Genomic DNA, 13216 nt, shown 5'->3' on the forward strand with positions numbered 1-13216 from the left:
TCTGTCCCGCACCGTCTCACCGCTTCACCGTCTCCTGCCACGATAAGCGCCACCGATGACAACGCCGGACGGGCCCGGAGATCGGGCCCGCCCGGCGGACGGTGCCGGCGCCACCGTGCCGTGGCACGGTGCGGCGGCGCGATGCGGTGCGGCTACCGCGCGAACACTCCCGCCTGACCCGCCAGGTCGAGGAAGTACTGCGGGGCCAGGCCCAGCACCACGGTGACCGCGACACCGACGGCGATCGTCGTCATCGTCAGCGGGGACGGGACGGCGACCGTCGGGCCGTCCGCCTTCGGCTCGCTGAAGAACATCAGGACGATGACCCGGATGTAGAAGAACGCGGCGATGGCCGAGGAGATCACACCGACCACGACCAGGGCGCCCGCGCCGCTCTCCGCCGCCGCCTTGAAGACCGCGAACTTCCCGGAGAAGCCCGAGGTCAGCGGGATACCGGCGAAGGCCAGCAGGAACACCGCGAAGACCGCGGCGACCAGCGGCGAGCGCCGGCCGAGTCCGGCCCACTTGGACAGGTGCGTGGCCTCGCCGCCCGCGTCGCGCACCAGCGTGACGACGGCGAACGCGCCGACCGTCACGAAGGAGTACGCGGCCAGGTAGAAGAGGACCGAGGAGATGCCGTTCGGGTTGGTCGCGATGACACCCGAGAGGATGAAGCCCGCGTGCGCGATGGAGGAGTAGGCCAGCATCCGCTTGATGTCGGTCTGGGTGATCGCGACGATCGCCCCGCCCAGCATCGTGACGATGGCCACGCCCCACATCACCGGGCGCCAGTCCCAGGTGAGCCCCGGCAGCACCACGTACAGCAACCGCAGCATCGCACCGAACGCGGCGACCTTGGTGGCCGCGGCCATGAAGCCGGTGACCGGGGTCGGCGCGCCCTGGTAGACGTCCGGGGTCCACATGTGGAACGGGACCGCGCCGACCTTGAAGAGCAGCCCGGTCAGGACCATCGCACCGCCGATGAGCAGCAGCGCGTCATTGCCCATGGTGTCGGCGAGCGCCGGGTCGATCTCGATGACGGAGCCGTCGACCACATTGGCGATCCGGGCGTACGAGAGCGAGCCCGCGTACCCGTAGAGCAGGGCGATCCCGAAGAGGAAGAACGCCGAGGAGAACGCGCCGAGCAGGAAGTACTTCACCGCGGCCTCCTGCGACATCAGCCGCTTGCGGCGGGCGAGGGCGCACAGGAGGTAGAGCGGGAGCGAGAAGACTTCGAGCGCGATGAAGAGGGTCAGCAGATCGTTGGCGGCCGGGAAGACCAGCATGCCCGCGATGCAGAAGAGGACCAGCGGGAACACCTCGGTCGTGGTGAATCCGGCCCTGACCGCGGCCTTCTCGCTGTCGCTGCCCGGGACGGAACCGGCCTGGGCGGCGAAGGAGTCGACCCGGTTGCCGTGCGACTCGGGGTCCAGGCGCCGCTCGGCGAAGGTGAAGACCGCCACCACCGAGACGAGCAGAATCGTGCCCTGGAGGAACAGTGTGGGGCCGTCGATCGCGATGGCCTTCATCGCCGCGAGGTGCGGATCGGAGGCGTACCCGTCGGCCGCCAGGGCGAGGACCGCCGCGAACGAGGCGGCGAGTGCCACGACGGTCAGGAAGACCTGCGTGTGGTAGCGGGCCCGGCGCGGGACGAATGCCTCCACCAGGATGCCGAGAACGGCGGCACCGATCACGATGAGTACGGGCGCGAGCTGGCCGTACTCGATGTTCGGCGCCTCGAACTTCTGGCCCGGGGCGGCCGTCGCCCACCCTCCCGCCGTCGTCCACAGGCTGTGGACAGCTGTTGCGCTCACTTGGCGGCCTCCACCTCGGGCTGGGGGTCCTTCTTCTGTACGTCATTCATGGTGTGCTGCACCCCGGGGTTGACGACCTCGGTGAGCGGCTTCGGGAAGACCCCCAGGAAGATCAGCAGCGCGATCAGCGGGAGGGCCACCACCAGCTCCCGGGCCCTGAGGTCCGGCATCCCCCGGACCGATGCCTTCACCGGGCCGGTCATCGTCCGCTGGTAGAGGACGAGGACATAGACCGCGGCGAGCACGATGCCGGAGGTGGCGATGATGCCCGCCACCGGGTACGCGCTGAACGTGCCGACCAGCACCAGGAATTCGCTGACGAACGGCGCGAGGCCGGGCAGCGAGAGCGTGGCCAGACCGCCGATCAGAAAGGTCCCGGCCAGCACGGGTGCCACCTTCTGCACCCCTCCGTAGTCCGCGATGAGCCGCGAACCGCGCCGGGTGATCAGGAATCCGGCGACCAGCAGCAGCGCGGCCGTCGAGATGCCGTGGTTGACCATGTAGAGCGTGGCGCCCGACTGGCCCTGGCTGGTCATCGCGAAGATGCCCAGGATGATGAAGCCGAAGTGCGAGATCGAGGCGTAGGCGATCAGCCGCTTGATGTCGCGCTGGCCGACCGCGAGCAGCGCCCCGTACACGATGGAGATCAGCGCCAGGACGAGGACGACGGGCGTCGCCCACTTGCTGGCCTCCGGGAAGAGCTGGAGGCAGAAGCGGAGCATCGCGAACGTGCCGACCTTGTCGACGATCGCGGTGATCAGCACGGCGACCGGCGCCGTGGCCTCCCCCATGGCGTTGGGCAGCCAGGTGTGCAGCGGCCACAGCGGGGCCTTCACCGCGAAGGCGAAGAAGAACCCGAGGAACAGCCACCGCTCGGTGCTGGTCGCCATCTCCAGCGACCCGTTGGCCCGCGCCTCGGCGATCTCGGCGAGCGAGAAGCTCCCCGCGACGACATACAGGCCGATGACGGCGGCCAGCATGATCAGGCCGCCGGCCAGGTTGTAGAGGAGGAACTTCACGGCGGCGTACGAGCGTTGCGCCGCCGCGTTCTCGTCGCTGCCGGAGTGGGCCCGGTCCCCGAAGCCGCCGATGAGGAAGTACATCGGGATGAGCATGGCTTCGAACAGGATGTAGAAGAGGAAGACGTCGGTGGCCTCGAAGGAGAGGATCACCATCGCTTCGACCATCAGGATCAGGGCGAAGAAGCCCTGGGTGGGCCGCCAGCGCGAGGACTTCGTCTCCAGGGGGTCGGCGTCGTGCCAGCCCGCCACGATGACGAACGGGATCAGCAGGGCGGTGAGCGCGAGGAGCGCCACCCCGATGCCGTCCACGCCCAGCTCGTAGCGCACCCCGAAGTCGGCGATCCAGGAGTGCGATTCGGTGAGCTGGTAGCGGTCGCCGCCGGGCTCGAAGCGGGCGAAGACGATGCCCGCCAGCACGAGTGTGCCGAGCGAGAAGAGCAGCGCGAGCCATTTGGCCGCGGTGCGCCGCGCGGCCGGGACGGCGGCGGTGACGATCGCGCCGATCGCCGGGAGTGCGGCCGTCGCTGTCAGGAGAGGAAAGGACATGGTGATCAGACCGCCCTCATCAGCAGGGTTGCGGCGATGACCACGGCCGTACCGCCGAACATCGAGACCGCGTAGGAGCGGGCATAGCCGTTCTGCAGCTTGCGCAGTCGGCCGGAGAGCCCGCCGACCGAGGCGGCCGTGCCGTTGACGACGCCGTCGACCAGGGTGTGATCGACGTAGACCAGGGAGCGGGTGAGGTGCTCACCGCCGCGGACCAGGACCACATGGTTGAAGTCGTCCTGGAGGAGGTCGCGGCGGGCGGCCCGGGTGAGCAGCGAGCCGCGCGGGGCGACGACGGGGACGGGCTTGCGCCCGTACTTCAGCCAGGCGATGGCGACACCGATGACGAGCACCACCATGGTGGCGGCGGTGACGGTGGTCGCGCTGACCGGGGCATCGCCGTGGTCGTGTCCGGTGACGGGCTCCAGCCAGTGCATGAACCGGTCGCCGATGGAGAAGAAGCCACCCGCGAAGACCGAACCGAAGGCCAGCACGATCATGGGGATCGTCATCGACTTCGGGGACTCGTGCGGGTGCGGCTCGTGCCCCTCGGCGTCGGGCTGCCAGCGCTTCTCGCCGAAGAACGTCATCAGCATCACCCGCGTCATGTAGAACGCGGTGATCGCGGCGCCCAGCAGGGCGACGGAGCCGAGGATCCAGCCCTCGGTGCCGCCCTTGGCGAAGGCCGCCTCGATGATCTTGTCCTTGGAGAAGAAGCCGGACAGACCGGGGAAGCCGATGATCGCGAGATAGCCGAGGCCGAAGGTGATGAAGGTGACCGGCATGTGCTTCCGCAGGCCGCCGTACTTGCGCATGTCGACCTCGTCGTTCATGCCGTGCATGACCGAACCGGCGCCGAGGAAGAGCCCGGCCTTGAAGAAGCCGTGCGTCACCAGGTGCATGATCGCGAAGACGTAGCCGATGGGGCCGAGGCCCGCGGCCAGGATCATGTAGCCGATCTGGGACATCGTCGACCCGGCGAGGGCCTTCTTGATGTCGTCCTTCGCGCAACCGACGATCGCACCGAACAGGAGCGTGACCGCGCCGACGATGACGACGACCATCTGGGCGTCCGGGGCGGCGTTGAAGATCGCACCGGACCTGACGATGAGATAGACGCCCGCGGTCACCATGGTGGCGGCGTGGATGAGGGCGGAGACCGGGGTCGGGCCCTCCATCGCGTCACCGAGCCAGGACTGCAGCGGCACCTGGGCCGACTTGCCGCAGGCGGCGAGCAGCAGCATCAGGCCGATCGCCGTCAGCTTGCCCTCGCTCGTCCCGCCGGTCGCCTCCAGCACCGGCCCGAAGGCGAAGGTGCCGAAGGTGGTGAACATCAGCATGATGGCGATCGACAGGCCCATGTCGCCGACCCGGTTGACCAGGAAGGCCTTCTTCGCGGCGGTGGCCGCGCTGGGCTTGTGCTGCCAGAAGCCGATGAGCAGGTACGACGCCAGACCGACGCCCTCCCACCCGACGTACAGCAGCAGGTAGTTGTCGGCGATGACCAGCACGAGCATCGCCGCGAGGAACAGGTTCAGATAGCCGAAGAAGCGGCGCCGGCGCTCGTCGTGCTCCATGTAGCCGATGGAGTAGATGTGGATCAGCGTGCCCACACCGGTGATCAGCAGCACGAAGGTCATCGACAGCTGGTCGAGCTGGAAGGCGATGTCCGCCTGGAAGCCCTCGACGGGAATCCAGCTGAACAGGTGCTGGTGCAGGGCCCGGTCCTCGGCCCCCTTGCCCAGCATGTCGAGGAAGAGGACGACTCCCACGACGAAGGAGGCGGCGGCGAGGGCGGTGCCGAGCCAGTGTCCGGCCCGGTCCAGCCGACGGCCGCCGCACAGCAGGACCGCCGCTCCGAGCAGAGGCGCCGCGACGAGCAGCGCAATCAGGTTCTCCACGATTTCCGACCCCTTACAGCTTCATCAGGCTGGCGTCGTCGACCGAGGCCGAGTGGCGGGAGCGGAACAGCGACACGATGATCGCGAGCCCGACGACGACTTCCGCGGCGGCGACGACCATCGTGAAGAACGCGACGATCTGCCCGTCGAGGTTGCCGTGCATCCGGGAGAACGTGACGAACGCGAGGTTGCACGCGTTGAGCATCAGCTCCACACACATGAACACCACGATCGCGTTCCGCCTGATCAGCACCCCGGACGCGCCGATGGTGAACAACAGGGCCGCTAGATAGAGGTAGTTGACCGGATTCACTTGGCGACCTCCTCTTCTTCGTTGTCACGGCCGAGCCGTTCCTCCGAGCGCTGTTCCAGCGCCTTGAGGTCGGCGAGCGCCTCGTGCGACACATCACGGATCTGGCCGCGCTCGCGCAGCGTCCCCATGACGGTGAGCTCGGACGGGGTGCCGTCCGGCAGCAGGCCGGCGATGTCCACCCCGTTGTGCCGGGCGTAGACGCCGGGGGCGGGCAGTGGCGGAAGCTGGCTGCCGCGCACGCGCTCCTCAGACATCTCCCGCTGGGTCTTGGCCCGTTCGGTGCGCTCGCGGTGGGTGAGCACCATCGCACCGACGGTCGCGGTGATCAGCAGGGCGCCGGTGATCTCGAACGCGAAGACGTACTTGGTGAAGATCAGGTTGGCGAGCCCCTCGACGTTTCCGCCGTGCTCGGCGTTGGCGGTGCCGAGCCCGGTGAAGCTGTTCAAGGAGGCGTTGCCGATGCCCGCGATGAGCAGGACGCCGAAGCCGAGTCCGCAGCCCGCGGCCAGCCAGCGCTGCCCCTTGAGGGTTTCCTTCAGCGAGTCCGCGGCCGTGACGCCGACGAGCATGACCACGAAGAGGAACAGCATCATGATCGCGCCGGTGTAGACGACGATCTGGACGACGCCCAGGAAGTACGCGCCGTTGGCGAGGTAGAAGACCGCCAGGACGATCATGGTCGCGGCGAGCGACAGGGCGCTGTGGACGGCCCTCTTCATCAGGACGGTGGACAGCGCGCCGATCACGGCGACGGTGCCCAGTACCCAGAACTGGAAGGCCTCGCCGGTCGAGGTGGTGGAGGCCACTGCGGCCAGGCCACTCATGCGTCCACCTCCTTGTCCTGCCGGGCCTTGTCGCCCTCGGCCCCGTCCTTCTCGCCCTCGCCCTTGGAGACGGCGGTCTGACGCTCCGTACCGGGGGCGGCCTCGGTCACCAGGCCCCGGTAGTAGTCCTGTTCGTCCATGCCCGGGAAGATCGCGTGCGGGCTGTCGACCATGCCTTCCTCCAGCCCCGCGAGCAGCTCGTCCTTGGTGTAGATGAGGCTCTCGCGGGTGGTGTTGGCGAGCTCGAACTCGTTCGTCATCGTCAGCGCCCTGGTCGGGCAGGCCTCGATGCAGAGTCCGCAGAGGATGCAGCGCGCGTAGTTGATCTGGTAGACGCGGCCGTAGCGCTCCCCGGGGGAGTAGCGCTCCTCCTCCTTGTTGTCCGCGCCCTCCACGTAGATGGCGTCGGCCGGACACGCCCAGGCGCACAGCTCGCAGCCGATGCACTTCTCCAGGCCGTCCGGATGACGGTTGAGCTGGTGGCGGCCGTGGAAGCGGGGCGCCGTGACCTTCTGCGTTTCCGGATACTGCTCGGTCAGCCGTTTCTTGAACATGGCCTTGAAGGTCACGCCGAAACCGGCCACAGGATTCTGGAACTTGTCCCCCGAGGACCCTGAGGACCCCGTGGATCCCGTGGGTCCCGAGGACTCGCTCGATCCCCTGGGCTCTGATGACTCAGACACCGTCAGCCTCCTTTCCGTCACTCGAATTTCCGTCACTCTGAGTATCCGGCCCACCACTGACAACGAGCTCCCGCTCCCGTCGTGGACGGCGGCGCGGCACGGTCGGCAGGGTCTGTCCGGGCAGCGGAGGCACCGGGAATCCGCCCGCCATCGGGTCGAACGCGGGCTCCGGTCCGGCCGCCGCCTCCTCGGCCTTGGCCTGGCGGTCCCGGAACATGTCGACGACGAAGGAGATCAGCAGGATCGCGATCACGGCCCCGGCGACGTACAGCACGATCCGGGAGAAGTCGTAGCCCTCGTTGCGCAGCGCGCGGACCGTGGCGACGAGCATCAGCCAGACCACGGAGACCGGGATCAGGACCTTCCAGCCGAGCTTCATCAGCTGGTCGTAGCGGACACGGGGCAGCGTGCCGCGCAGCCAGATGAAGAAGAACAGCAGCAGCTGGACCTTGATGACGAACCAGAGCATCGGCCACCAGCCGTGGTTCGCGCCCTCCCAGAACGTGCTGACCGGGTACGGAGCCCGCCAGCCGCCGAGGAACAGGGTCACGGAGACCGCGGAGACGGTGACCATGTTGACGTACTCGGCGAGCATGAACATCGCGAACTTGATGGACGAGTACTCGGTGTTGAAGCCGCCGACGAGGTCACCCTCGGACTCCGGCATGTCGAACGGGGCGCGGTTCGTCTCGCCCACCATCGTGATGATGTAGATGATGAAGGAGACCGGCAGCAGGATGATGAACCAGCGGTCCTCCTGCGCCTCCACGATCTTCGAGGTCGACATCGACCCGGAGTAGAGGAAGACCGAGGCGAACGCGGCGCCCATCGCGATCTCGTAGCTGATCATCTGCGCGCAGGAACGGAGCCCGCCGAGGAGCGGGTACGTCGATCCGGAGGACCAGCCCGCCAGCACGATGCCGTAGATGCCGACGGAGGCGACCGCGAGGATGTAGAGCATCGCGATCGGCAGGTCGGTCAGCTGCATCGTCGTGCGCTGGCCGAAGATCGAGACCTCGTTGCCGGACGGGCCGAACGGGATCACGGCGATCGCCATGAACGCCGGGATGGCCGCGATGATCGGCGCGAGGACATAGACGACCTTGTCCGCCCGCTTGACGATGACGTCTTCCTTCAGCATCAGCTTGACGCCGTCGGCGAGCGACTGGAGCATCCCCCAGGGCCCGTGCCGGTTCGGCCCGATGCGCAGCTGCATCCAGGCGACGACCTTGCGCTCCCACACGATGGAGAAGAGCACGGTCACCATCAGGAACGCGAAGCAGAAGACCGCCTTGATGACGACGAGCCACCAGGGGTCGGTGCCGAACATCGAGAGATCCTCGGCGGCGAGAACGGCACCGCCCGGTGCCGTCGCGAAGGGAGCGAGGCCAGTCACGCGCGTACCTCCGATGGGACGACGGGAGCACCCGGTGCGGCGGCGGGGCCGATCCGCACCAGGCCGCCGGGGCGTGCGCCGGTGTCACCGGGGATGCCTCGCCCGACGGAGTTCAGCGGCACCCAGACCACCCGGTCCGGCATGTCGGTGACCTTCAGCGGGAGTTCGACGGTGCCGGTGGGGCCGGTGACGGCGAGCAGGTCGCCGTCCTTCACCCCGGACTCGGCAGCGGTGACCGCCGAGAGCCGGGCGACGGCCGCGTGCCGGGTGCCCGCCAGCGCCGTGTCGCCCTCCTGGAGCCGGCCCAGGTCCAGCAGCATCCGGTGGCCCGCGAGGACCGCCTCGCCGTCGCCGGGCCGGGGAAGCGGCAGCGCCGACTCCCGCGGGTCCTCGGCGTGGACGCCCTGCCATCCGCCGAGCCGGTCCAGCTCGCGCCGGACCGACTTCAGGTCCGGCAGCGCGAAGTGCACATCGAGCGCGTCGGCCAGCATGTGCAGGACCCTGGCGTCGCTCGGGCAGAGCGTCCGGGGCATCTGCTCGGGCTTCAGCGCCGCCTCGAACAACCGCGCCCTGCCCTCCCAGTTGAGGAAGGTGCCGGGCTTCTCGGCGACCGCGGCGACCGGGAGGACCACGTCCGCCCGCTCGGTGACCTCGCTGGGCCGCAGCTCCAGCGAGACCAGGAATCCGACCTCGTCCAGGGCCGCGAGGGCACGGGCCGGGTCGGGCAGGTCCGCGACCTCGACCCCGGCGACGAGCAGCGCGGCCAGTTCGCCGGAGGCCGCGGCCGCCACGATCTGGCCGGTGTCGCGGCCGTGGCGGGCGGGGAGTTCGGCGACGCGCCAGAGGGCCGCCACCTCGTCCCTGGCCCGCGGGTCGGTGGCCGGACGGCCGCCGGGCAGCAGGGTCGGGAGCGCGCCCGCCTCCACCGCGCCGCGCTCGCCGGCCCGGCGCGGAATCCACACCAGCGCGGCGCCGGTCGCGGCAGCGGTCCGTACGGCGGCGCTCAGCGCACCGGGTACCCCGGCCAGCCGCTCGCCCACCACGATCACGGAGCCTTCGCCGCGCAGCGCCTCGGCCGCCGTGGCGCCGCCGCCGTCCAGCCCGACGCCGCCCGCGAGCGCGTCCAGCCATTCGGTCTCGGTGCCGGGGGCCGCGGGAAGCAGCGTGCCGCCCGCCTTCACCAGGCCGCGCGAGGCGTGCGAGGCGAGGGCGAAGGTGCGCTGCCCGTGCTTGCGGTTCGCCTTGCGCAGCCGCAGGAAGACGCCGGGGGCCTCCTCCTCGGACTCGAAGCCGACCAGCAGCACCGCCGGGGCCTTCTCCAGGGAGGTGTACGTGACCCCGTCGCCGTCCAGGTCGCGTCCGCGTCCGGCGACCCGGGCGGCCAGGAAGTCGGCCTCCTCGCCGCTGTGGACCCGGGCCCGGAAGTCGATGTCATTGGTGTCGAGGGCGACCCGGGCGAACTTGCTGTACGCGTAGGCGTCCTCGACGGTCAGCCGGCCGCCGGTCAGGACTCCGGTCCTGCCCCGCGCGGCACCGAGCCCGGCCGCCGCGGCGGCCAGCGCCTCGGGCCAGCTCGCCGGTTCCAGCACACCGTCCGCGTTGCGTACGAGCGGAGTGGTGAGCCGGTCGCGCTGCTGCGCGTACCGGAAGCCGAACCGCCCCTTGTCGCAGAGCCATTCCTCGTTGACCTCGGGCTCGTTGGCCGCGAGACGCCGCATGACCTTTCCGCGCCGGTGGTCGGTACGGGTCGCGCAGCCGCCCGCGCAGTGCTCGCACACCGAAGGCGTCGACACCAGGTCGAAGGGACGGGAGCGGAACCGGTACGCCGCCGAGGTCAGCGCGCCGACCGGGCAGATCTGGATGGTGTTGCCGGAGAAGTACGACTCGAAGGGGTCGCCCTGGCCGATGCCGACCTGCTGGAGCGCGCCGCGCTCGATCAGCTCGATCATCGGGTCGCCCGCCACCTGGTTGGAGAACCGGGTGCAGCGCGCGCAGAGCACGCACCGCTCACGGTCCAGCAGCACCTGGGTGGAGATCGGGACGGGCTTTTCGAAGGTGCGCTTCTTGCCGTCGAAGCGGGAGTCGCTGTCGCCGTGCGACATCGCCTGGTTCTGCAGGGGGCACTCGCCGCCCTTGTCGCAGACGGGGCAGTCCAGCGGATGGTTGATCAGCAGCAGTTCCATCACGCCCTTCTGCGCCTTCTCGGCGACGGGCGAGGTGATCTGCGACTTGACGACCATGCCGTCGGTGCAGGTGATGGTGCAGGACGCCATCGGCTTGCGCTGGCCCTCGACCTCGACGATGCACTGCCGGCAGGCGCCGGCCGGGTCGAGGAGCGGATGGTCGCAGAAGCGCGGGATCTCGATGCCGAGGAGTTCGGCGGCCCTGATGACCAGGGTGCCCTTGGGGACGCTGATCTCGATGCCGTCGATGGTCAGCGTGACAAGGTCCTCGGGCGGGAGAGCCGCCTCGCCGCCCCCGGAGGGCGCACTCGTGGTGACTGTCATGCGTTCACCCCCCGGTGAGTGTTCTTGTCGTCGGCCCAGACGGTCGACTTGGCGGGATCGAAGGGGCAGCCCTTGCCCGTGATGTGCTGCTCGTACTCCTCGCGGAAGTACGTGAGCGAGGAGAAGATCGGCGAGGCGGCACCGTCGCCGAGGGCGCAGAAGGACTTGCCGTTGATGTTGTCGGCGATGTCGTTGAGCTTGTCGAGGTCGGACATCCGGCCCTTGCCCGCCTCGATGTCGCGGAGCAACTGGACGAGCCAGTACGTGCCCTCGCGGCAGGGTGTGCACTTGCCGCAGGACTCGTGGGCGTAGAACTCGGTCCACCGGGTGACGGCCCGGACCACGCAGGTCGTCTCGTCGAAGCACTGGAGCGCCTTGGTGCCGAGCATCGATCCGGCGGCGCCGACGCCCTCGTAGTCGAGGGGGACGTCGAGGTGTTCGTCGGTGAACATCGGGGTGGAGGAGCCGCCCGGGGTCCAGAACTTCAGGCGGTGACCGGCCCGGATGCCGCCGCTCATGTCGAGCAGCTGGCGCAGCGTGATGCCGAGCGGGGCCTCGTACTGGCCGGGGCTGGTGACGTGGCCGCTGAGCGAGTACAGCGTGAAGCCCGGGGACTTCTCGCTGCCCATCGACTTGAACCAGTCCTTGCCCTTGTTCAGGATCGCGGGAACCGAGGCGATGGACTCGACGTTGTTCACCACAGTGGGGCAGGCGTACAGACCGGCGACCGCGGGGAAGGGGGGACGCAGCCGGGGCTGGCCACGCCGTCCTTCCAGCGAGTCGAGCAGCGCGGTTTCCTCACCACAGATGTACGCACCGGCACCCGCGTGCACCGTGAGTTCCAGGTCGAGCCCCGAACCCAGGATGTTCGCCCCCAGATAACCCGCCTCATAAGCCTCGCGTACGGCCTCGTGCAGGCGCCGCAGTACGGGGACCACTTCACCGCGCAGGTAGATGAAGGCGTGCGAGGAACGGATCGCGTAACAGGCGATCACCATGCCCTCGATGAGGCTGTGCGGGTTGGCGAAGAGGAGCGGGATGTCCTTGCAGGTCCCGGGCTCCGATTCGTCGGCGTTGACGACGAGGTAGTGCGGCTTGCCGTCGCCCTGCGGGATGAACTGCCACTTCATCCCGGTGGGGAAGCCCGCGCCGCCACGTCCGCGCAGACCGGAGTCCTTGACGTACGCGATGAGGTCGTCGGGCGACATGGCCAGCGCCTTGCGCAGTCCCTGGTAGCCGTCGTGGCGCAGATAGGTGTCCAGCGTCCAGGAGTCCGGCTGGTCCCAGAAGGCGGAGAGTACGGGCGAGAGCAGCTTCTCCGGGCTGGTCCCGTTCTCGTTGATCTCGGCGGCCAAGGTCATCACTCCCCCTCCTCGGTTACCGGACCGGCCGGGTGCTCCGGGTCGGAGGCCGAGGTCTGCTGTGGTGCGTCATGAGAGCTGAGGTGGTCGGACGGTGACGCGTCGTGGGGCTGCGCGTCGTGGGGCGCCGCGTCACGGGGGGTCTCGCCGCGCGGGGAGACCACGCGGGCCCGCGGGACGGCCTCGCCCTTGGCGAGCTTGAGCCCGACCAGCGAGGCGTGTCCCGCGCCGCCGCTCGCCTCGACGGCGCCGGGGCGCTCGTCGGGGAAGCCGGCCAGGATGCGCGAGGTCTCCTTGTACGAGCAGAGCGGGGCGCCGCGGGTGGGTTCGACGGTGCGCCCGGCGATCAGGTCGTCCACGAGTCGGGTCGCGCTCTCGGGCGTCTGGTTGTCGAAGAACTCCCAGTTGACCATCACCACGGGCGCGAAGTCGCAGGCCGCGTTGCACTCGATGTGTTCGAGGGTGACCTTGCCGTCCTCGGTGGTCTCGTCGTTGCCGACACCGAGGTGGTCCTTCAGCCGGTCGAAGATGGCGTCACCGCCCATGACCGCGCACAGCGTGTTGGTGCAGACACCGACCTGGTAGTCGCCGCTCGGCCTGCGCCGGTACATGGTGTAGAAGGTCGCGACGGCGGTGACCTCGGCGGTGGTGAGGCTGAGCAGTTCGGCGCAGAGGGCCATGCCCGTACGGGAGACGAAGCCTTCCTCGGACTGCACCAGGTGGAGCAGCGGCAGCAGCGCGGAGCGGCTGTCGGGGTAGCGGGCGATCACCTCCTTCGCGTCCGCTTCGAGCCGGGCGCGTACGTCGGCCGGGTAGGCGGGGGCGGGGAGCTGCGGCATCCCCAGACTG

At 69.3% G+C, this 13216-nt stretch carries 10 protein-coding genes; all 10 read right to left on the bottom strand.

The window, feature by feature from the left end; genetic code table 11:
* Positions 1–152 precede the first annotated feature (152 nt).
* The 10 genes from nuoN to nuoE are packed head-to-tail and all read right to left on the bottom strand — an operon-like array spanning position 153 to position 13206.
* Complete coding sequence (gene nuoN / locus A6A29_RS03915) at positions 153–1814, bottom strand: NADH-quinone oxidoreductase subunit NuoN (protein ID WP_073718455.1); 1662 nt, start codon at positions 1812–1814, stop codon at positions 153–155.
* A complete protein-coding gene (locus A6A29_RS03920) occupies positions 1811–3382 on the bottom strand; it encodes an NADH-quinone oxidoreductase subunit M (protein ID WP_073718456.1) in 1572 nt (523 codons plus the stop codon). The genes nuoN and A6A29_RS03920 overlap by 4 nt, the downstream gene beginning before the upstream one ends.
* 5 nt (positions 3383–3387) lie before the next feature.
* A complete protein-coding gene (nuoL, locus tag A6A29_RS03925; protein ID WP_073718457.1) occupies positions 3388–5283 on the bottom strand; it encodes an NADH-quinone oxidoreductase subunit L in 1896 nt (631 codons plus the stop codon).
* Positions 5284–5296: 13 nt separating this feature from the next.
* Positions 5297–5596 (bottom strand): NADH-quinone oxidoreductase subunit NuoK, encoded by a 300-nt coding sequence (gene nuoK, locus A6A29_RS03930; protein WP_073718458.1) that lies wholly within the window; start codon positions 5594–5596, stop codon positions 5297–5299.
* Complete coding sequence (locus A6A29_RS03935; protein ID WP_073718459.1) at positions 5593–6420, bottom strand: NADH-quinone oxidoreductase subunit J; 828 nt, start codon at positions 6418–6420, stop codon at positions 5593–5595. The genes nuoK and A6A29_RS03935 overlap by 4 nt, the downstream gene beginning before the upstream one ends.
* Positions 6417–7103, bottom strand: a complete 687-nt coding sequence (gene nuoI / locus A6A29_RS03940) for an NADH-quinone oxidoreductase subunit NuoI (protein ID WP_073718460.1) — start codon at positions 7101–7103, stop codon at positions 6417–6419. The genes A6A29_RS03935 and nuoI overlap by 4 nt, the downstream gene beginning before the upstream one ends.
* Positions 7096–8499, bottom strand: coding sequence for an NADH-quinone oxidoreductase subunit NuoH (gene nuoH / locus A6A29_RS03945; RefSeq protein ID WP_073718461.1), 1404 nt, complete (start codon positions 8497–8499; stop codon positions 7096–7098). Before nuoH ends, nuoI begins: the two co-directional genes overlap by 8 nt.
* Complete coding sequence (locus A6A29_RS03950) at positions 8496–11006, bottom strand: NADH-quinone oxidoreductase subunit G (RefSeq protein WP_073718462.1); 2511 nt, start codon at positions 11004–11006, stop codon at positions 8496–8498. The genes nuoH and A6A29_RS03950 overlap by 4 nt, the downstream gene beginning before the upstream one ends.
* On the bottom strand, positions 11003–12367 hold the full coding sequence (nuoF, locus tag A6A29_RS03955; RefSeq protein WP_073718463.1) for an NADH-quinone oxidoreductase subunit NuoF: 1365 nt from the start codon (positions 12365–12367) through the stop codon (positions 11003–11005). The genes A6A29_RS03950 and nuoF overlap by 4 nt, the downstream gene beginning before the upstream one ends.
* Entirely contained in the window at positions 12367–13206 is an 840-nt protein-coding gene (gene nuoE / locus A6A29_RS03960; RefSeq protein WP_073718464.1) for an NADH-quinone oxidoreductase subunit NuoE, read from the bottom strand. The genes nuoF and nuoE overlap by 1 nt, the downstream gene beginning before the upstream one ends.
* Positions 13207–13216: the final 10 nt, after the last annotated feature.

Origin of the sequence: Streptomyces sp. TSRI0281, from assembly GCF_001905125.1 — a bacterium.
GTDB lineage: Bacteria > Actinomycetota > Actinomycetes > Streptomycetales > Streptomycetaceae > Streptomyces.